This window comes from Cupriavidus respiraculi, assembly GCF_914271545.1.
Taxonomy (GTDB): Bacteria; Pseudomonadota; Gammaproteobacteria; order Burkholderiales; family Burkholderiaceae; genus Cupriavidus; species Cupriavidus respiraculi.
In genome coordinates, this window is record NZ_CAJZAH010000002.1 from 711,595 (window position 1) to 731,404 (window position 19,810).

19 protein-coding genes are annotated in these 19,810 nt (G+C 67.0%); 13 read left to right on the top strand and 6 right to left on the bottom strand.

All coding sequences use genetic code 11. The features are described from left to right. Nucleotides 1-112: 112 nt before the first annotated feature. Together LDO27_RS11070 and LDO27_RS11075 are read right to left on the bottom strand one after the other, a co-directional pair. Nucleotides 113-511: a c-type cytochrome gene (locus LDO27_RS11070; protein ID WP_222201424.1), complete on the bottom strand. Its 399-nt coding sequence runs from the start codon at nt 509-511 to the stop codon at nt 113-115. A gap of 14 nt (nt 512-525) precedes the next feature. Continuing rightward, nucleotides 526-873 (bottom strand): c-type cytochrome, encoded by a 348-nt coding sequence (locus LDO27_RS11075; RefSeq protein ID WP_222201425.1) that lies wholly within the window; start codon nt 871-873, stop codon nt 526-528. 316 nt (nt 874-1,189) lie between these two features. On the opposite strand from LDO27_RS11075, the gene LDO27_RS11080 reads away from it, so the two are divergent. The 4 genes from LDO27_RS11080 (at nt 1,190) to LDO27_RS11095 (ending at nt 6,213) form a co-directional block, all read left to right on the top strand. Beyond that, nucleotides 1,190-2,065: an AAA family ATPase gene (locus LDO27_RS11080; RefSeq protein WP_224041787.1), complete on the top strand. Its 876-nt coding sequence runs from the start codon at nt 1,190-1,192 to the stop codon at nt 2,063-2,065. Nucleotides 2,066-2,090: 25 nt separating this feature from the next. Continuing rightward, a complete protein-coding gene (locus tag LDO27_RS11085) occupies nt 2,091-2,696 on the top strand; it encodes a GNAT family N-acetyltransferase (RefSeq protein WP_222201427.1) in 606 nt (201 codons plus the stop codon). A gap of 44 nt (nt 2,697-2,740) precedes the next feature. Next, nucleotides 2,741-3,916 (top strand): vWA domain-containing protein, encoded by a 1,176-nt coding sequence (locus tag LDO27_RS11090; RefSeq protein ID WP_224041789.1) that lies wholly within the window; start codon nt 2,741-2,743, stop codon nt 3,914-3,916. Nucleotides 3,917-4,212: 296 nt separating this feature from the next. Continuing rightward, a complete protein-coding gene (locus LDO27_RS11095; protein WP_224042524.1) occupies nt 4,213-6,213 on the top strand; it encodes a BCCT family transporter in 2,001 nt (666 codons plus the stop codon). 19 nt (nt 6,214-6,232) lie between these two features. On the opposite strand, the gene gcvA is transcribed toward LDO27_RS11095, so the two are convergent. Then, entirely contained in the window at nt 6,233-7,135 is a 903-nt protein-coding gene (gcvA, locus tag LDO27_RS11100; protein ID WP_224041791.1) for a transcriptional regulator GcvA, read from the bottom strand. 203 nt (nt 7,136-7,338) lie between these two features. Here gcvA and LDO27_RS11105 point away from each other — a divergent pair, with 203 nt between their 5' ends. From LDO27_RS11105 to LDO27_RS11115, 3 genes are all read left to right on the top strand, one after another. Continuing rightward, nucleotides 7,339-8,325 carry a tripartite tricarboxylate transporter substrate binding protein BugE gene (locus LDO27_RS11105; protein WP_222201431.1) on the top strand — a complete coding sequence of 329 codons (987 nt, stop codon included), beginning with the start codon at nt 7,339-7,341 and terminating at the stop codon, nt 8,323-8,325. A 13-nt stretch (nt 8,326-8,338) separates the two neighbouring features. Next, a complete protein-coding gene (locus LDO27_RS11110; protein WP_224041793.1) occupies nt 8,339-9,214 on the top strand; it encodes an N-formylglutamate amidohydrolase in 876 nt (291 codons plus the stop codon). Nucleotides 9,215-9,456: 242 nt separating this feature from the next. Further along, a complete protein-coding gene (locus LDO27_RS11115) occupies nt 9,457-10,263 on the top strand; it encodes a BspC domain-containing protein (protein WP_224041795.1) in 807 nt (268 codons plus the stop codon). A gap of 36 nt (nt 10,264-10,299) precedes the next feature. Here LDO27_RS11115 and LDO27_RS11120 read toward each other — a convergent pair whose 3' ends face one another. Both LDO27_RS11120 and yaaA read right to left on the bottom strand, forming a co-directional pair. Further along, on the bottom strand, nt 10,300-11,445 hold the full coding sequence (locus LDO27_RS11120; RefSeq protein ID WP_224041797.1) for a M14 family metallopeptidase: 1,146 nt from the start codon (nt 11,443-11,445) through the stop codon (nt 10,300-10,302). A 40-nt stretch (nt 11,446-11,485) separates the two neighbouring features. Next, complete coding sequence (gene yaaA / locus LDO27_RS11125) at nt 11,486-12,271, bottom strand: peroxide stress protein YaaA (protein ID WP_224041799.1); 786 nt, start codon at nt 12,269-12,271, stop codon at nt 11,486-11,488. A 50-nt stretch (nt 12,272-12,321) separates the two neighbouring features. On the opposite strand from yaaA, the gene LDO27_RS11130 reads away from it, so the two are divergent. Together LDO27_RS11130 and LDO27_RS11135 are read left to right on the top strand one after the other, a co-directional pair. Continuing rightward, nucleotides 12,322-12,885, top strand: coding sequence for a putative toxin-antitoxin system toxin component, PIN family (locus LDO27_RS11130; protein WP_224041801.1), 564 nt, complete (start codon nt 12,322-12,324; stop codon nt 12,883-12,885). A gap of 59 nt (nt 12,886-12,944) precedes the next feature. Further along, nucleotides 12,945-14,117: a pyridoxal phosphate-dependent aminotransferase gene (locus LDO27_RS11135; RefSeq protein ID WP_224041803.1), complete on the top strand. Its 1,173-nt coding sequence runs from the start codon at nt 12,945-12,947 to the stop codon at nt 14,115-14,117. Nucleotides 14,118-14,150: 33 nt separating this feature from the next. On the opposite strand, the gene LDO27_RS11140 is transcribed toward LDO27_RS11135, so the two are convergent. Continuing rightward, nucleotides 14,151-14,792 carry a glutathione S-transferase gene (locus LDO27_RS11140; protein WP_224041805.1) on the bottom strand — a complete coding sequence of 214 codons (642 nt, stop codon included), beginning with the start codon at nt 14,790-14,792 and terminating at the stop codon, nt 14,151-14,153. 182 nt (nt 14,793-14,974) lie between these two features. Here LDO27_RS11140 and LDO27_RS11145 point away from each other — a divergent pair, with 182 nt between their 5' ends. From LDO27_RS11145 to LDO27_RS11160, 4 genes are all read left to right on the top strand, one after another. Then, nucleotides 14,975-16,522, top strand: coding sequence for a 3-hydroxyacyl-CoA dehydrogenase (locus LDO27_RS11145; RefSeq protein WP_224041807.1), 1,548 nt, complete (start codon nt 14,975-14,977; stop codon nt 16,520-16,522). A 47-nt stretch (nt 16,523-16,569) separates the two neighbouring features. Then, nucleotides 16,570-17,349, top strand: coding sequence for an oxepin-CoA hydrolase, alternative type (locus LDO27_RS11150; protein ID WP_224041809.1), 780 nt, complete (start codon nt 16,570-16,572; stop codon nt 17,347-17,349). Between the two features lie 60 nt (nt 17,350-17,409). Beyond that, nucleotides 17,410-18,486, top strand: coding sequence for a phosphotransferase (locus LDO27_RS11155; protein WP_222201440.1), 1,077 nt, complete (start codon nt 17,410-17,412; stop codon nt 18,484-18,486). A 239-nt stretch (nt 18,487-18,725) separates the two neighbouring features. After that, entirely contained in the window at nt 18,726-19,712 is a 987-nt protein-coding gene (locus tag LDO27_RS11160) for a Bug family tripartite tricarboxylate transporter substrate binding protein (RefSeq protein WP_222201441.1), read from the top strand. The last annotated feature ends 98 nt before the right edge of the window (nt 19,713-19,810 follow it).

The window sequence follows — 19,810 nt, forward strand, 5'->3', positions numbered from 1 at the left end:
CGCGACAAGGCGGCGACGATATCGAAAGGGCTACGAGCGCCCCGCTTCCGGTCAAACAAAAAAGCCGCTTCTCACGAAGCGGCTTTCTCGTTTTCGACGGACTGCAGCCAGCTTACTTCTTGATCACCAGATCGCCAGGCAGCGAATGGATGTAGGCGGCCATGTCCTTCAGTTCCTGACGGGTGAAAGGACGGGGCTTGCCGTTCTTGTCCGTCACGCCCGGGTTGGCGTTGACCTGCCCCTGCATGATCGCGTTGGCGCGGCCGACCTGGGGGTTGCCCGAGATCTGGTACGCGACCAGCGCGTGGTACAGGTAGTCCGCGTGCTGGCCGGCCAGCTTCGGGTAGTCCGGCGTGATCGGCGTGTTCATGTTGGCGCCGTGGCAGGCCACACAGTTGCCCTTCTCGACCAGTGCCTTGCCGGCGGCGATGTCGGCGGCGAAGGCCGGCATCGCGGAGGCACCCAGCACGAGTGCGCCGAGCGCGGACGAAAGCGTCTTGAGCGTCTTCATGTCAGGGAATCCTCTTACTTCTGCTTATTGTCGGGGGTGCCGGACTTCTGCTGCGCGTAGTAGGCGGCCACGTCGGCGATGTCCTGATCGTTCAGGGTCGCGGCGATGCTGCGCATGGTCGGGTGCTTGCGGTTGCCCTTCTGGTAGTCCTTCAGCGCGTTTTCGATGTACTTCGCGGATTGGCCACCCAGCATCGGGACTTCGTACACTTCCGGGAACGACGCACGGTAGCCGGGGATGCCGTGACAACCGATACACATGGCGACCTTACCCTTGGCGGCGTCTACATTGCCCTTGACTTCCTGGCCCTGGGCGGCCATCGCGGTCGCGCCCAGCACCACCATCGTGAGGAGCTTTTTCATTTTCGTAGCTGATTGGAAGTATTAAACGCTGCGTGACCTGCCCATCCAACCAGACATGGATCTCACGGCGAGACACCGCGTCTCCGGGCGGAGCCTTCGGCCTCTGCAGGAAGCATCTCTCGTGATCGCCGGCCTCCGGAACGGCGCCGAGTGGGAACCGGGCGGCCGGGAGGAAGGCTAGACGTGGGGGCGCGTCAAACCGCCGCATTGTACAGCAGCCGGCACGTGGCAGTCCAGCGGACCGCCTCCCGCGCCCGCGAACGGAAAAGCTCTTTTATACTGGCCCATTCCCGACTCGCAAACCTCCAGGCTGCCCATGTCCAATCAAGCCAACGCCACAGCGCCCGCCGCACGTTTCGAGGGCACCGACCAGTATGTCGCCACCGACGACCTGAAGCTGGCCGTCAACGCCGCACGCACGCTGCAGCGCCCGCTGCTGATCAAGGGCGAGCCGGGCACCGGCAAGACCATGCTGGCCGAGGAAGTGGCGGCCGCCCTGGGCATGCCGCTTCTGCAGTGGCACATCAAGTCCACCACCAAGGCGCAGCAGGGCCTGTACGAGTACGACGCGGTCTCCCGGCTGCGCGATTCGCAACTGGGCGACGACCGCGTCCACGATATCGCCAACTACATCGTCAAGGGCGTGCTGTGGCAGGCGTTCGAGGCCGATCAGCCGGTGGTGCTGCTGATCGACGAGATCGACAAGGCCGACATTGAATTCCCGAACGATCTGCTGCGCGAGATCGACCGCATGGAGTTCTACGTGTACGAGACCCGGGAGCTGATCCGCGCGAAGCACCGTCCGCTGGTCATCATCACGTCGAACAACGAGAAGGAGCTGCCCGACGCCTTCCTGCGCCGCTGCTTCTTCCACTACATCAAGTTCCCCGACGCCGAGACGATGCAGCGCATCGTCGACGTGCACTACCCGGGCATCAAGCGCGAACTGGTGTCCGCGGCGCTGGAGTCGTTCTACGAGATGCGCAACCTGCCCGGCCTGAAGAAGAAGCCCTCGACGTCGGAGCTGATCGACTGGCTCAAGCTGCTGATGGCCGAGGACATTCCCGCCGAGGCGCTGCGCAGCCCGGACAAGAAGGCCGCCATTCCGCCGCTGCACGGGGCGCTGCTGAAGAACGAGCAGGACGTGCATCTGTTCGAGCGCCTGGTCTTCATGAACCGCGCCAACCGCTGATCGGACCCCGACCCGGAGCCATTGCATGACCCGCCTGATCGAACCCGTCGTGCTGGAAGGCCGGCACGCGATGCTGGAGCCGCTGACCGCCGCGCATGAAGACGAGTTGCGCGCCGCGGCGGCCGACGGCGAGCTGTGGAAGCTGTGGTACACGTCCGTCCCGTCCCCCGACCAGACCCGAGCCTGGATCGAGACGGCCCTGGACCAGCGCGACCGCCTGGGTGCCATGCCGTTCGTGGTGCGGCGCGTGCGCGATGGCGTGGCCGGCCCGGTGGTGGGCGCCACGCGCATGTTCAATGTCGACGAGACCCATCGCCGGCTGGAGATCGGGCATACGTGGTATGCGGCCAGCGCGCAGCGCTCGGCCGTGAACACCGAGTGCAAGCTGCTGCTGCTCGCCCACGCCTTCGAGCAGCTGCGGTGCATCGCGGTGGAATTCCGCACGCACTGGATGAACCACCAGAGCCGCGCCGCCATCGCCCGCCTGGGCGCCAAGCAGGATGGCGTGCTGCGCAGCCATCAGGTGATGCCGGACGGCACGCTGCGCGACACCGTGGTGTTCTCCATCATCGCGTGCGAGTGGCTGGCCGTGAAGCGTCACCTGCACCACCGGCTGGAAACGCCGCGCTAGGGTCGGCCCGCCGCGCCCTCTCCCAGCTTCCCTGAGAACGGACCATGCTGATCGATTTCTTTTTCTCGCTGCGCCACGCCAAGCTGCCGGTCTCGGTCAAGGAATACCTGACCATGCTGGAAGCGCTGAAGGCACAGGTCATCTCGCCGTCGATCGACGAGTTCTACTACCTGTCGCGCATGACGCTGGTCAAGGACGAGAAGCACTTCGACAAGTTCGACCAGACCTTCGCCGCGTATTTCAAGGGCGTGGAAAACCTGGTCGACTGGAAGTCCGATATCCCGCTGGACTGGCTGCAGAAGACGCTCGAGCGCGAGCTGTCCGCCGAGGAAAAGGCCAAGATCGAGGCCATGGGCGGGCTCGACAAGCTGATGGAGCGACTCAAGCAGCTGCTGGAGGAGCAGAAGGAAAAGCACGAGGGAGGCAACAAGTGGATCGGCACGGGCGGCACCTCGCCCTTCGGCCATGGCGGCTACAACCCCGAGGGCATCCGCATCGGCGGCCCGTCCAAGGGCAACCGCACCGCGATCAAGGTGTGGGAGACGCGGGCCTACAAGGACTACGACGACCAGGTCGAACTGGGCACGCGCAATATCAAGGTGGCGCTGCGCCGGCTGCGCCGTTTCGCGCGGGAGGGTGCGGACACCGAACTGGACCTGGACGACACCATTCACTCCACCGCGGCCAATGCCGGTCTGCTCGACATCAAGCTGCGGCCCGAGCGCCATAACAAGGTCAAGGTGCTGATGCTGATGGATGTGGGCGGCTCGATGGACGACCACATCAAGCGCGTGGAGGAACTGTTCTCGGCGACCAAGACCGAGTTCAAGCACCTGGAGTACTACTACTTCCACAACTGCGTCTACGACTACGTGTGGAAAAACAACCGCCGCCGCCACGCCGAGAAGATTGCCACCTGGGACCTGATCCACAAGTACACGCCCGACTACAAGGTGATCTTCGTCGGCGATGCCACGATGAGTCCCTACGAAATCCTGCAGCCGGGCGGCTCGGTTGAATACAACAATCCGGAAGCCGGCGCGGTCTGGCTGAACCGGCTGATCGAGCAGTTTCCGAAGTTCGTCTGGCTGAACCCCGAGCCGGAGGGCCTGTGGCAGTACCGGCAATCGATCACCGTGATCAACCAGATCATGAAGTCGCGGATGTATCCGGTGACCATCGCGGGGCTGGAGCAGACGATGAAGGTGCTGTCGAAATAGGTGTGCCGCGTCTTTCGACGTTGCGAATCGGGATAGCGGGCGGGCCGATGCGGAGTCGGGTGGGATAATGCCGCTTCGTATTGCCGCGGTCGGCGCCATTGCGCGCCGGCGCGGCAATGTCGCTCGGCCTGGCCGGGCTGGCCAACATGAGGATTCCGATCATGCCAGACCACCCACGCAACACCGCCAATCCCGCGCGTACTGATTCCCGCGCCGCAGACTCCGCTGCCGCCGCGCCCCCGCCTCCCGATTCCCCCGCCACCCCGCCTTCCGCCCCGTCCCGCACGACCTTCGACATGCAGGTCGTCGTGCCCGCCCTGCTCCTGGTGGGCGCGCTGCTGGCGCTGTGCACATTCCTGCCGCAACGCGCCGATGCCTTCTTCTCCGGCGCGCAGGCCTGGGTCACCAGCCACTTCGACTGGTTCTACACCCTGGCGGTCACTCTGTTCCTCGTTTTCCTGGTGCTGATCGCATCGAGCCGCTACGGCGACATCAAGCTCGGGCCCGACGACGCGAAACCGGAATTCAGCTTTCTGTCGTGGACCGCCATGCTGTTCGCCGCCGGCATGGGTATCGGGCTGATGTACTTCGGCGTGGGCGAGCCGATGCAACACTTCCTGAACCCGCCGCTGGCCGACCCGGGCACGCCCGCCGCCGCGCGGGAGGCCATGCAGATGACCTTCTTCCATTGGGGCTTCCATGCCTGGGCCGTCTACGGCGTGATGGGGCTGGTGCTGGCCTACTTCGGCTTCCGCTACAACCTGCCGCTGACGTTGCGCTCCGGGCTCTATCCGATCCTGCGCGGGCGGATCGACGGCGTGCTGGGCCATGCGGTCGATACGTTCGCCGTGGTCGGCACCATCGCCGGCATTGCGACCACGCTGGGCTACGGAGTGCTGCAACTGAGCGCCGGCTTGGGCGACGTGGCGGGCTGGGACACGTCCTCCTCGGTGTTCCGCGTCGGCCTGATCGCCGTGGTGATCTCGCTGGCCGGCATCTCGGCGGCCACGGGCCTGGACAAAGGCGTGCGCCGGCTCAGCGAGACCAATCTGGTGCTGGCGTTCGTGCTGCTCGCGTTCGTCGTTGCCAGCGGTCCGACGTTGTTCCTGTTCGAAGCACTCAGCAACAATATCGGCAACTATCTGTCGGGCCTGATCGATCTCTCGTTCCGCACCTACGCCTACGAACCTACCCGCGAGCCAGGCTGGTTCGGCGGCTGGACCATCCTGTACTGGGCATGGTGGATTTCCTGGTCGCCCTTTGTCGGCATGTTCATCGCGCGGATCTCGCGCGGGCGCACGATCCGCCAGTTCGTCGTCGGCGTGCTGCTCGTGCCGACCGCCTTCAATCTGCTGTGGATGACGGTGTTCGGCAACAGTGCGATCTGGCTCGACACCCATGTCGCGGCCGGCGCGCTGGCGCAGTCGGCCACCAACGTCGATGCGCTGCTGTTCCGCTTCTTCGACTACCTGCCGCTGACTGGCGCCCTGTCGTGGCTGACCATCGCCCTGATATCGATCTTCTTCGTGACCTCGGCGGATTCGGGCGCCTTCGTGATCGACACCATCGCCTCGCGCGGGGCCACGCAGTCCCCGGCATGGCAGCGGCTGTTCTGGGCGGCGGTGCTGGGCGTGACCGCGGCCGTGCTGATGGTGGCCGGCGGCCTCAAGGCCCTGCAGGCCATGACGCTAGTTGCAGCGCTGCCGGTCGCGCTGATCATGCTGGCGCTGTGCTACGGCCTGTGGCGCGGCCTGCTGGCGGACCGGGCGCACTACTCGCAGGAACTGGCCCCGGCCACCAGTTTCTGGAGCGGCCAGCACTGGCGGAAGCGGCTCGCGCAGATCGTGCATGAACCGGACGAGCGCGACGTGCGTCGGTTCCTGCGCGAAACGGTCCTCCCCGCCCTGCGCGATGTCAGCGAAGAACTGCGCCACCGCGGCGTGACGTCAGCCGTGCACCACGACGAAGACGGCGATGGCGGCGTGCGCCTGACCATTCCGGTCGAGGGTCTGCGCGATTTTGTCTATGGCGCCAAGCCGGTACGGCGGACCCTGCCGGCCTTCCTCGTGCGCGAGGCCGCTGAACCGAGCGAGCGCCGCTCCCACGTGTACGAGCCCATCACGTTCTTCGAGGACGGGCGCGAGGGCTACGACATCCAGTACCTGCGCAGCGAGGAGATCATCGCGGACATCCTGCGCCACTACGAGCGCTACCTGTCGTTGAGCGCCGATCGGCGGACGCTGCTGCTGAACCGCGCCCCGGGCCATGTCGATCCGGTCGATGGGACCACCGGCTGAGCCGAACCTGCCGCGGGCCTCACACCACTACGTCCACACCCTCCATGACCCAGGCCCGGAATGTCTGCAGCGCTGGCAGGTGCTGCTTTTGCTCCGGGTAGCACAGGTAGTAGCCCTTGCGGCTGAGCACACGGGCGGGGTGGGCGACGACCAGCGCGCCAGTGGTCAACTCCTCCTCGATCAGGCAGCGCGGAATCAGGGCGATGCCCAGGCCCGAGACCGCCGCCTGCGTCAGCAGCGAGAACTGGTCGAAGCGGGCGCCGCTCCACGCCTCGCGCGTGGACACGCCGAGCTGGCCGAGCCAGTCGGACCAGGCCTCGGGCACGGTGGTGTGATGCAGCAGCGGATAGCGCAGCAGGTCGGCGGGGTCCTTCGCCATGCCGCCCGGTTCCGCGCCCAGCAGCCCGGGCCGGCACACCGGCAGCACTTCGCGGCCCGTCATGTAGTCCGCGAGACTGCCGGGCCAGACGCCGTCGCCGAAGCGGATGGCGGCATCGAGGTCCGGTTCCGAGAAGTCGTAGCTCTGCGCGTGGGGCACGAATTCCAGCGTGACTTCCGGATGCCGCTGGAAGAACTGGGGCAGCCGCGGAATCAGCCATTTGGCCCCGAGCGTGGGCAGGCTGGCGATATGCAAGGTGCCGCCCCGGCCCTGGGTGGAGATCAGCTCGACCGTCGCGGCCTCGATCTCGTTCAGGCTGGGACGGATGCGCTCCAGGTAGCGCAGGCCCGCGTCGGTCAGCATCAGGCGCTGGCGCACGCGTTCGAACAGGTCCACGCCAAGGAATGCCTCCAGGCTGCGCACCTGTTTGCTGACGGCGCCCTGGGTCACGTGAAGCTCGCGGGCGGCCAGCGTAAAACTGTTATGACGGGCGGCGGCCTCGAAGGCCTGCAGTTCCGTCAGCGACGGACATAGGCGTCGCATAGATGACTCCGGGTTCACGACCAATTGGAATGACCCCGGGATTTTATTTCGTTTGCTATCCGGCTGCACGATTGAGCAGAATCGCGGAAGCGCTGTTATTTCTCCGTTGCCGCTCTTTCCCCCTTTTTGCCGGTCCTTTTTCCGGCCCTGGCCGCCAGGCCAGTTCCATTGTCCCCAGCCGTATCCAATACTCAGGAACCACCATGCAACGCCGCAACATGCTTCGCCTAATCGCCGCCGGTACCGCCACCCTGGCCGCGGGCCTGTCGTTCCAGGCCGCCGCGCAAGGCGCGTACCCGACCAAGCCGATCACGCTCGTCGTGCCCTTCCCCGCCGGCGGCACCACCGACATCGTGGCGCGCATCGTGGCGGACAAGCTCGGCCAGCAGCTGGGCCAGGCCGTGGTGGTGGATAACCGTGGCGGCGCCGGCGGCAGCATCGGCACCGGCTTCCTGGCCAAGGCCGCCCCGGACGGCTACACCATCGGCGTGGCCACCGCCTCGACGCACGGCATCAACCCGGCCGTGTATCCGCGCCTGCAGTACGACGCCACCAAGGACTTCACCACCATCACGAACCTGGCTTCGGTGCCCAACGTGATGAGCGTCAATCCGTCGGTCAAGGCCAACGACATGAAGGCCTTCATCGCACTGGCGCAATCGCAGCCGAACAAGCTGGCCTATGGCTCGGCGGGCAACGGCAGCGTGTCGCACATGATGGGCGAGCTGTTCAAGATGAGCAGCAAGACCGAACTGCTGCACGTCCCGTACAAGGGCGTGGGCCCGGCGCTGAACGACACGCTCGCCAACCAGGTCCAGATCCTGTTCGACAACCTGCCGTCGTCGCTGCCGTTCATCGAAGGCGGCAAGCTGCGGGCGCTGGCCGTTGCGGCGCCCAAGCGCGTGGCCGCGCTGCCGAACGTGCCGACCTTCGCCGAGCTGGGCCTGGGCGAAGTCAACGATGCCTCGTGGTTCGGCCTGATCGCGCCGGCCAACCTGCCCGCCGACATCCAGACCAAGCTGCACGACGCCACCGTCAAGGTGCTTGCGCAGCCGGACGTCAAGGCGCGTTTCGAAAAGCTGGGCGCCACGCCGGTCGGCAATACGCCGGCGCAGTTCGCCAACCAGATCAAGGCCGAAGTGGCGAAGAACAAGCGCATCGCCGCCGCCGCCAAGATCTCCCTGGACTAACCAACGCCGTACCATGACCGAAGCAGACCGAAAGACCGCGGAAAGCCCCTACTTCCTGCACCTGCCGGAAGGGGCGGGCAGCCCGCTCTTTCTCGACTCTCCCCATAGCGCCACCCGCTACCCGGCCGACTTCCGGCCGGCCGCGGGGCTGCCGCTGAACCTGCTGCGGCAGGCCGAAGACACCTTCGTCGACGAGCTGTATGCCGACGCGCCTGCAAAGGGCATCGCGCTGTTGTGCGCGAATTTCCCGCGCAGCTATCTCGATGCCAACCGCGGCATCGAGGAGATCGACCAGGCGTTGCTCGACGCGCCGTGGCCGGGTCCGCAGCAGGAAACGTCCAAGACGCGCCTGGGCAAGGGGTTGGTCTGGCGCGTGCTCGATACCGGCGAGCCGATCTACGACCGCAAGCTGAGCGTGGCCGAAGTGCAGGCCCGCATCGAGCGCTGCTACCTGCCCTACTACGCCCAGCTGCAGAAGCTGGCCGAGCGCGCCCAGGCGGCGCATGGCAGCGCATGGCACATCAACTGCCATTCGATGCCGAGCGAGGCCGCGCAGTACGCGACCGAGCATCCCGGCCTGCAGCATCCCGACTTCGTGGTCGGCGACCGCGACGGCACGACCTGCGACACGCGCTTCACCGACCGGGTCGAAGGCGTGCTCAAGGAGATGGGCTACGACGTGTGGCGCAATCATCCGTACAAGGGCGTGGAGATCGTGCGCGTGGTCGGCCAGCCGCAGGCCGGCCGCCACAGCCTGCAGCTGGAGATCAACCGCAAGCTGTACATGGACGAGGCAGGCCTGGCCCACAACGCCGGCTTCTCTCGCCTGAAGGCGAACCTGAACGCCCTGCTGGACGATCTCGATCGCTTCGTGCGGTCGGTGCGCTAGGTCGCGCGCGCCCGCGCGCGTCGTCTGCTCGACCGCGGCGTGGTGGCCCCGCCCACCGCGCCGCGTGCCACGGGCCGGACCTTTCCGGACCGGGCCCCGTATCCCTCACACCGCGTCGATTCATCGCCGCGCGACATCCGTGCAGACCCTGAGGCGCCCGCCTCCAGGAACTTTGCGCGCCGGCTTTCCTCTATCATGGCAATCTTTTGCCACCCATCCTGCCCTCGAGGCACGACGATCCCGTGATCCGACGAATTTCAGACCTGATCGGCAGCCGGTTCTGCGCACTGGCCTCCGCCGTCGCAGGAGCGATCGCCCTGTCGGCCTGCGCGAATCTTCCGGCCGACGACAGCGGCGCCGCCGCACCGTCCGCCACGCCCGCCGCGGTCCCGACACCGACTCCCGCGCAGCCCGCCACCACCACGCCGGCTCCCGCCCTTCCCGCGGTTTCCCAAACCCCGCCCACCAATACCGTCACCCTGCCTCCGCGCGGCAAGGTGAGCCTGTCCGAATATCGCGCCCGCATGCGCGAGCAGCTGATGCGCAGCGAGAACACGACCGCCGACATCGCCGACTGCGCCGCGCATGCGAGCTGGGTGGTGCCGCGCTCGGCCACCTACGACGCGCTGCGCATTCCCACCGGCGCGCTTGGCGCCGGCCAGGCCACGGTCGAGCGTTGGGATGGCCGCTTCTCGCAGGTCAAGCAGGCCGTGCCGGTCAATTCGGTGGTGACGTTCCCCGCCGCCGCGCACAAGCGCAAGGGCGAGGGCAACTGGGAAGCGGTGAAGGTGCGCTGCGGCTATGACGACGGCATGATGCTCGCCTACGAGCTGCTGGACGCCAGCGGCGCGGTGATCGCCGAACCCGCCGCCGCGCCGGCCGTGCCGCTGCCCCAGCAGCGTGCCACCGGCAAGAGCCGCAAGGGCGCGAAGGCGACGAGCAAGTCGTCGGCCAAGAGCACGAAGTCGACGGCATCGAAATCGGGCGCCAAGTCGACCAAGTCCGGCAGCGGCAAGGCCAGCACCTCCACCAAGAAGAAGACCCGCTAGGCCGGCCGCGCCGCGACCGGCGTGCCCGCGCCCGCCTCAGTCGAGCTGGGCGAGGATGGCTTGCAGCATGGCCGCGCCCAGCAGCGCGCTGCGCTGGCCGTTCCAGCCGACCGCGGGCTGCGGCAGGTCGGCATTGTCCTTGAACGGCATCTCCAGCGTCAGCGACAGGCAGCCAAAGGCGTTACCGATGTACTTGGAGGCGAGCTTGAGCGCATCCGCGTTGTACTTGCTCGCGGCATAGCCATGCACGTCCTGGAAGTCCGGCGTGGCGCGCTTGAACGCTTCGACGAAGCGCTGCTGCGCCACGCGCTGCGCTTCGGTGAAGCCGGGCAGCATCTCGCTGCCGGCGACGAAGTTGTAGGGCAGCCCTTCGTCGCCATGGATATCGAAGAACATGTCGCAGCCCGTCGCTTCGATGGCCCGCCGGACGTGAAAGACCTCGGGGCTGGTCCGCTCGCTGGGCTCCATCCATTCCCGGTTCAGGTTGGCGCCGGCCGCGTTGGTGCGCAGATTGCCGCGCGCCGAGCCGTCCGGGTTCATGTTCGGCACGATATGGAACACCGCGCGCTCCAGCAGGCGGTGCGCGACCGGATCGCCGGCCCACATCCCCGTGCCCGTCAGCCGCTGCAGCACGCCCTCGCAGAACCACTCGGCCATGGTCTCGCCCGGATGCTGGCGCGCGATCATCCAGATCGTCTTCTTGCCAGCACCGCCCTCGCCCACCGTCACGAGGGTCATGTCCCGGCCCTCGACCGTGCTGCCCAGATGCGACAGCCGCGCCAGCGGCGAGCGCTGGCACGTGGCCAGCAGCGACAGGTGGCGCTCGTCCGGATAGGGCTCGAAGTAGGCGAACCAGACGCTGTCGTGCTCCGGCGTGAAATCGACCGTCATCACGCGGCCATCGAAGGTCGTCGACACGCGGAACCAATGCGCGCGGTCGTAGGACGCCACGGCCTGGTAGTCCCGCCAGCCGTCGGGATAGGTGCAGTCGCCGGCGTTGAGGAATTGCAGGCGGCACGCCAGGCCCGCCGCGCCCTGCAGGCGGAAGTGGAACCACTGCCGGAAGTCGGCGTGGGAATCGGCGCGGATGCGCAGGCGGATATCGTCGGCGCGGTCCAGCGCCTCGACTTCGATGGCGCCGGAATCGAACTGGCTGGAGATATGAAGGGCGGAGGCGGTCATCGGCGTGCTTGGGTAGGGGGCCGCGCGGCGGCCAGTGGCATCAGTCTTCCAGGCGGCGGCGGAAGACCCAGCGGGTCGGGTCCGAGGCGGCCGCGTCGTAGGCATAACCGTCTTCCCGGAAGCGCTTGAGCTTGCCGGCGTCGGTGATGCGGTGGGTCACGGCGTAGCGCGCCATCGTGCCGCGGGCGCGCTTGGCGTGGAACGAAATGATCTTGTAGCGGCCGCCCTTCCAGTCCTCGAACACCGGCGTGATCACGCGCGCGGCCAGGATTTTCGGGCGCACCACCTTGAAGTACTCCTCCGAGGCAAGGTTGACCAGTGTCGCCGGCCCCTCGGCCTTCAGCGCGGCCATGTCCTCGTTGAGCAGGCGCGTCACGTCGTCGCCCCAGAACGCGTACAGGTCGCGGCCATGCTCGGTATCGAGCCGGGTGCCCATCTCCAACCGGTAGGGTTGCATCCAGTCCAGCGGGCGCAGCACGCCATAGAGTCCCGACAGGATGCGCACGTGCTTTTGGGCGAAGGTCAGGTCGGCGGCGGGCAGGCTGGGCGCGTCGAAGCCGTCGTAGACGTCGCCGTTGAAAGCGAGCGCCGCCTGCTTGCTGTTGGCCGCCGTGAACTCCGGCGACCAGTCCGCGTAGCGGGTGGCGTTGAGCACCGCGAGCTTGTCCGAGATGTCCATCAGCGCGCCGATATCCTGCGGCGCCAGCTTGCGCAGCCGCTCGATCAGCACCGCCGAGCGGTCGATGAAACGCGGCAGCGTATGGGTCTTTACACGCGCCGGAGTCTCGTAGTCGAGCGACTTGGCGGGGGACAAAACGATGAGCATGGCAGAATTGCGCGAAACCAAAGCCACGATTGTAGCGAATGCCAACTGGAATGCCCCTCGATCCCGCCGCGCCACCGGCCCTCTTTCCGCCCGCATCCAGGGGGGCCGCGCGCGCGCCGTTGCTCCGCATCGGTACGGCGAGAGGCGATGCGCCGCGCGTGGTGCTGGACTCCAATATCTGGATCGACCTGCTGGTGTTCCAGGATCCGCACGTGCAGCCGATCCGCGCCGCGCTGGAGTCGGGCGCCATCGCCGCGCTGATCCGCGCGGACTGCCGGGAGGAGTTGCGCCGCGTGCTGGCCTATCCGCAGTTCGCCCGCTTCGCCGTGGATATCGACACCGCGCTCGACACCGTCGACGGCCTGACCGCGCGCATCGAGCCGCCTTCCCCGGCCGAGTTCGACGCCATCCGCCTGCCCCGCTGCCGGGACACGGACGACCAGAAGTTCATCGAGCTGGCCCATTTCGCGCAGGCCGCCTGCCTGGTCTCCAAGGACCGGGCGGTGCTCAAGCTGCGCGGCCGCCTGCGCCGCTCCAGCGGCGTGGAAGTGCTGGCGCCGCCGGCCTTCGCGCCCTGGCTCGCCGCCTACGAGGCGCAGTCCGCGGCGCGTTAGAATCGCCCTGCCGCGGACAGCCCGCGGCTTCCGAATCCCGTCAATCCCAACCGTCCGACATGTCCGCCGACTCCACCCTGCCCCCGCTGACGCCCCCGCTGTCCCGCCTGCCCAAGGTCGGCACCACCATCTTCACCGTGATGTCGGCGCTGGCCGCCGAGAAGAACGCGGTGAACCTGGGCCAGGGCTTTCCGGATTTCGACTGCGATCCGCGCATCGTCGATGCCGTGACCGAAGCCATGCGGGCAGGCCTGAACCAGTATCCGCCGATGGCCGGCGTGCCGCGCCTGCGCCAGGCCATCGCCGGCAAGATCGCCGCGCTGTACGGGCACGACTACGACTGGGACAGCGAGATCACCGTGACCGCGGGCGCCACCCAGGGCATTCTCACGGCCATTCTGTGCGCGGTGCATCCCGGCGACGAGGTCATCGTGCTGGAGCCCTGCTACGACAGCTACCTGCCCGCGATCGAGCTGGCCGGCGGCAAGGCCGTGCCGGTCACGCTGGAGGCGCCGGACTTCCGCATTCCGTTCGACCGGCTCGCCGCCGCGGTCACGCCCCGTACGCGCATGATCCTGATCAACACGCCGCACAACCCCACCGGCACGATCTGGCGCGCCGACGACATGCAGCAGCTGGCCGCGCTGGTGACGGGCACCGACATCCTGCTGCTGTCGGACGAGGTCTACGAACACATGGTCTACGATGGCCAGCAGCACCAGTCGGTGTCGCGCCATCCCGAGCTCGCGCGCCGCAGTTTCGTGGTGTCCAGCTTCGGCAAGACCTATCACGTGACGGGGTGGAAGGTGGGTTACGTGGCCGCACCCGCGGCGCTGACCGCGGAATTCCGCAAGGTCCACCAGTTCAATGTGTTCACGGTCAATACGCCGGTGCAGCACGGGCTCGCCACCTACATGGCCGACCCCGCTCCCTATCTCGAGCTGCCGGCCTATTACCAGGCCAAGCGGGATTTCTTCCGCACCGGGCTGGCCACCACGCGCTTCAAGCTGCTGCCCTCGGACGGCACCTATTTCCAGTGCGTCGACTATTCGGCCATCTCGGACATGAGCGAGGCGGACTTCTCGATGTGGCTCACGCGGGAAATTGGCGTGGCGGCGATTCCGGTATCGGCCTTCTACTCGCAGCCGAAGGAATCGGGGGTGGTGCGGTTCTGCTTCGCGAAGAAGGAGGACACGCTGGCGCTCGCGCTGGAGCGCCTGAAGCGCATCTGAAGCGCGCGGCGGGCCAGCCCGCCGCGGGCCGGCTTACTTGCGCCGGCTCAGCATCACTTCGGTATTGGCCTTGCGGTCGGCGTTGACCTTCTGCACCGTCGGGCGCTCGGCCATCCGCTTCAGATAGTCCTTGACCGGCAGGTCCGCCAGCATGTCCGCGCCGTAGATGATCTTGGTGCACGAGGACACCAGCGGCAGGTGGACCACCGCCGAGCAGTCCGCCAGCGTGAAGCTGTCCCCGCCGATATACGGCGAGAACTTCGCCAGCTTCGCGAACGCCGGGATATAGCGCGTCAGCAGCTTGTGCTGCCGCTCCTTGACGCCATCGCTCACCTTGCCGCCGAAAAACGCTTCCGCATACAGCTCGCGCGCGGTCAGCTCCAGGTACAGTTCGAGAAAGGTCACGAGTTCGCGCACCTTGCCGGCGGCGAGCGGATCGGCCGGGATCAGCGGATTCTGCGGGTATTTGGACTCGATGTACTCGGCGATCACCTGCGACTCGCACAGCGCGCCCTCATCGGTCAACAGATACGGCACCTTGCCGAGCGGCGAGGCCTCCAGGTCGGTCTCGCCGATCCAGGCCAGCACTTCCTCGAACGGTACATTCTTTTCCAGCAGGGCCAGCTTGGCCTTGTTGTAGTAGTTGCTGGCGGCAAAGCCGCAGAGTTTCAGCATATTGTCTCGCTCCGTTGTGTAGTTTGATGAGGCAGTCGATTGTGCGCCTTCCCGGTGTCCCGGGACACCTCTCCCGGCACCTGCTGGCCGATCAGCGCACGCAGCTTGCACGGCGCCGGTCACGCAGTTGATGCAAGAAGCGTACGAGCGTGCTAATTTAACCACAACTTTTTGGAAGCACTATGAGCACATCGACCTCCCCGTCCTCCCCGGTTCAGACCATCAACACCCTGGGCATCGTCGGCACCGGCGCCATGGGCCGCGGCATCGCGCAGATCGCCGCGCAGGCCGGTCTGACCGTCAGCCTCTACGATGCCAATCCGCAGGCCGTCGACGCCGCGCGCCAGTACCTGCAGGACACTTTCGCCAAGCTCGCCGACAAGGGCAAGATGAGCCAGGACGACGCCAAGGCGGCGCTCGCCCGCGTGGTGCCGTGCAGTGCGCTGGAAGACCTGAAGGCGGCCGACATGGTGCTCGAAGCCATCGTCGAGCGGCTGGACGTCAAGCGCGAACTGATCGCCAAGCTCGAGGCCATCGTGCGGCCGGAGGCGATCATCGCGTCGAACACGTCTTCGCTGTCCATCACGGCCATCGCCGTGGGATCGAAGCATCCGGGCCGCATCGCCGGCTACCATTTCTTCAACCCGGTGCCGCTGATGAAGGTGGTCGAGGTCATCGACGGCCTGTCGGGCGACCCGGCGGTGGGCGATGCGCTGATGGCGCTGTCGCGCCGCATGGGCCATACGCCGGTGCGCTGCAAGGACATGCCGGGCTTTATCGTCAACCACGCCGGCCGCGGCATGAACATCGAGGGCCTGAAGGTCGCCCAGGAAGGCGTGGCCGAGTTCGCCGACATCGACGCCATCATGCGCGAACAGGCGGGCTTCCGCATGGGTCCGTTCGAGCTGATGGACCTGACCGGCCTGGATGTGTCGCACCCGGTGATGGAGTCCATCTACAACCAGTTCTACCAGGAACCGCGCTACCGTCCGTCGCCGATCACGGCGATCCGCTCGGTGGGCGGCCTGATCGGGCGCAAGGCCGGCGCCGGCTTCTACCGCTACGCCGATGGCCAGAAGCAGTTGCCCGCCGCGGCCACCGTGCCGGCGGCGCGCCCGGCAAGCGTCTGGGTCAGCCCCGCCCACGAGCGAGGCCACGCCATGGTGCTCAAGCTGCTGGCCGCGCTGGGTGTCACGCCCGAAGGCGGCAATACCCCTTCGGCCCAGGCGCTGATCGTGGTGACGCCGCTGGGGCTGGATGCCACCACCTGCGCCGTGCAGCAGGGGCTGGACGCGAGCCGCGTGGTCGCCATCGATACGCTGCTGCCGTTCGAAGCCACCAAGCGCCGCACGCTGATGACCACCCCCGCCACCACCCCGGAAATGCGCGACGCCGCGCACGGCCTGTTCGCCGGCGACGGCGTGCCTGTCACCGTGATCCGCGATTCCGCCGGCTTTGTCGCGCAACGGATCGTGTCCTGCATCGTCAATATCGCCAGCGATATCGCGCAGCAGCGCATCGCCACGCCGTCGGACATCGACCTTGCCGTCAATCTGGGCCTGGGCTATCCCAAGGGACCGCTGGCGCTGGGCGATGCCATCGGCCCGCAACTGGTCCTCGAGGTACTGCGCAACCTGGAACGCCTGTCCGGCGACATGCGCTACCGCCCGAGCCCGTGGCTGTGGCGCCGCGCCAGCCTCGGCATGTCGCTGCTGGCCGAAGAAAGCTGAAGCTTCCCTCCTCCTTTCACGTTCCACCGCGCTCCAACGAGGCCGCCATGACCGCACAGCTGTTGTCCGAACGCGTCGATGCGACGCTGGTACTGACCATCTCGAATCCGGAGGCGCGCAACGCGCTGCACCCGGACATCTACGCGGCCTCGCTGGAAGCGCTGAACAACGCGGCCACCGATGACGGCATCCGCTCCGTCATCATCACCGGCGCGGACCGCGTGTTCTGCGCCGGCGGCAACCTGAACCGGCTGCTGGGCAACCGCGCCAAACCCGCCGAGGTGCAGGCGCAGAGCATCGAGACGCTGAACCACTGGATCGAGACGCTGCACGCCTTTCCCAAGCCGATCATCGCGGCGGTGGAGGGACCGGCGGCGGGCGCGGGGTTCTCGCTGGTGCTCGCCTGCGACTTCGTGGTGGCCGCGGCCGACGCCAAGTTCGTGATGGCCTATGTGAAGGTGGGGCTGACGCCGGACGGCGGCGGCTCCTACGAACTGGCACGCGCCCTGCCCCGGGCCCTCGCTTCCGAACTGATGATCGAGGGCAAGGCCGTGGACCCGGCGCGCCTCGCGCAGTTCGGCCTGGTCAACCGCGTGGTGCCGCCGGGACAGGCGCTGGACGAAGCGCTGCGCCTGGCCGAATCGTTGGCAGCACAGTCCTCCCATGCGATGGGCCGCATCAAGGGCCTGATCAACCATGCCGCCACGGCGTCGCTGACCGAGCATCTCGCCCGCGAGCGCGACAACTTCGTGGCCGCCCTGCACCACCGCGATGGCGGCGAAGGCATCAGCGCCTTCCTGGAGAAGCGCAAGCCCAGCTATCGCTAGCGCGGCGCCGCGGCACCGCGCGACCAATAGACAGACAACGAAAAAACAGACGGAGACAGCATGAGCAACGTTTCACATTTCGAGGGCACGCGCCCGGTGGCGGAGCAGCAGCGCTTCGACACCGCCGCGCTCGAAGCCTGGATGCGCGAGCATGTCGAAGGCTTCGCCGGCCCGCTGACCATCGAGCAGTTCAAGGGCGGCCAGTCCAATCCCACCTTCAAGCTGATCACGCCGGGCCAGACCTACGTGATGCGCGCCAAGCCGGGACCGAAAGCGAAACTGCTGCCGTCTGCCCATGCCATCGAACGGGAGTACCGGGTGATGGCCGCCCTGGCGAAGACCGACGTTCCCGTGGCGCGCATGTACGCGCTGTGCGAGGACGAGAGCGTGATCGGCCGCGCCTTCTACATCATGGAGTTCGTCAGCGGCCGCGTGCTGTGGGACCAGTCGCTGCCCGGCATGACGCCGGCCGAGCGCGGCGCCATCTACGACGAGATGAACCGCGTGATCGCGGCCCTGCACAGCGTCGACTACCAGGCCATCGGCCTGGGCGATTACGGCAAGCCGGGCAACTACTTCGCCCGCCAGATCGAGCGCTGGACCAAGCAGTACAAGTTGTCGGAGACGGAAACGATCGAGGCGATGGACTCGCTGATCGAATGGCTGCCCCGGCATATCCCGGAGGAAGCGGCGGACCTCACGTCGATCGTCCACGGCGACTACCGGCTGGACAACCTGATGTTCCACCCCACCGAGCCGCGCGTGCTGGCCGTCCTGGACTGGGAGCTGTCCACGCTGGGCCACCCGATGGCCGACTTCGGCTACCACTGCATGAGCTGGCACATCGCTCCCGGCCAGTTCCGCGGCATCGCCGGGCTCGACTATGCGCAGTTGGGCATTCCCGACGAGGCCAGCTACCGGCGCCTGTACGAACAGCGCACCGGCCGCCCGATCACGGGCGACTGGAATTTCTATCTGGCCTTCAGCATGTTCCGGATCGCCGGCATCCTGCAGGGCATCATGAAGCGCGCCGTGGATGGCACCGCCTCGTCGGCACAGGCCATCGACGCCGGCAAGCGTGCGCGTCCCATGGCGGAGATGGGCTGGCAGTACGCGCAGAAGGCCCGCCAGCGCTGATCTGGCGCGCCCGCGACAGCCGTCCGGAAAAGCCAAGGGCAAACCCCTCGGCTTTTTTTGTGCGGCGAATCATCGTATGACAGGATGACCGGCGTGTCCCGAGAAACCCGCCGACCTAGGTTATTCCCTTATTTCCGCGCGGTTTTCCTCTGTGGCTCTGGACCACCGCGCGACAGTCGATCTATCATCCGGCATCGTTGTATGACGACTGACAAATAAGACCCTTCTCGGAGACTTGCATGACTGCACGCCGCGACTTCCTCAAGCTGGCTTCCTCCATGGCCGTGACCGCCGCCGCGGGCACCGTGGCTGGACGCGCCTTCGCCGCCGCCGAAAAATGGCCGACTCGCCCGATCCGGCTGGTGGTGCCCTACCCCGCCGGCGGCTCGTCCGACATCATCGCGCGCCTGATCAGCAAGCAGCTGGGCGAGGCGCTGGGGCAGCCGGTCGTCGTGGACAACAAGCCGGGCGCCAATGGCAACGTGGGCGCCGCACTGGTGGCGCAGGCCAACGACAACCACACCGTGCTGCTGTGCGACGTGGGCGCGCTGGCGATCAGCCCGTCGGTCTATACCAAGCTGACGTTCGATCCCGCCAAGGACCTGAAGGGCGTCTCGATGCTGGCCTACTCGCCGCACATGCTGGTGGTCCACCCGTCGGTGCAGGCCAACACGCTGAAGGAACTGGTCGAGATGTCCAAGCGCGGCCAGATGAACTTCGCCGTGACGGCCATCGGCAGCGCGCCGCACCTGGCTGGCGTGGCCGTCGAGCAAGCCACCGGCGCGAAATGGCAGTACGTGCCCTACAAGGGCGGCGCCCAAGCCATCGCCGACACCGTGGGCGGCACCGCGCAGATCCTGATGAACGGCATGCTGGCCACGCTGCCGCACGTGCAGTCGGGCAAGCTCAAGGCCATCGCGATTTCCAAGCGCACGCGCATGCCGCTGGTCGGCCAGCTTCCCACCATCGCCGAACAGGGCGTGGCGAACTTCGAATCGGGCACGTGGCAGGGCGTGATGGCCCCGGCCAGCATGCCCGACGCCATGGTCACCCGCCTGAACGCGGAACTGATCCGCGTCATCCGCTCGCCGGAAGTGCGCTCGCAGCTCATCGGCCAGGGCGCCGAGGTGGCGACGATGACGCCGGCCGAGACCGCGCGCTTCTTCAACACCGAGAAAACGCGCTGGGCCGGCGTGGTCAAGCAGGCCGGCATCAAGCTGGAATAAGCGGCACGGCAAGCGTTGCGCGGCCGGCTTCCCGCCGGCCTGCGGTCTTCGAGGCGCGGACAACGCCCCCGCGCCCCGGGCGTATACTGGCTGCCTCA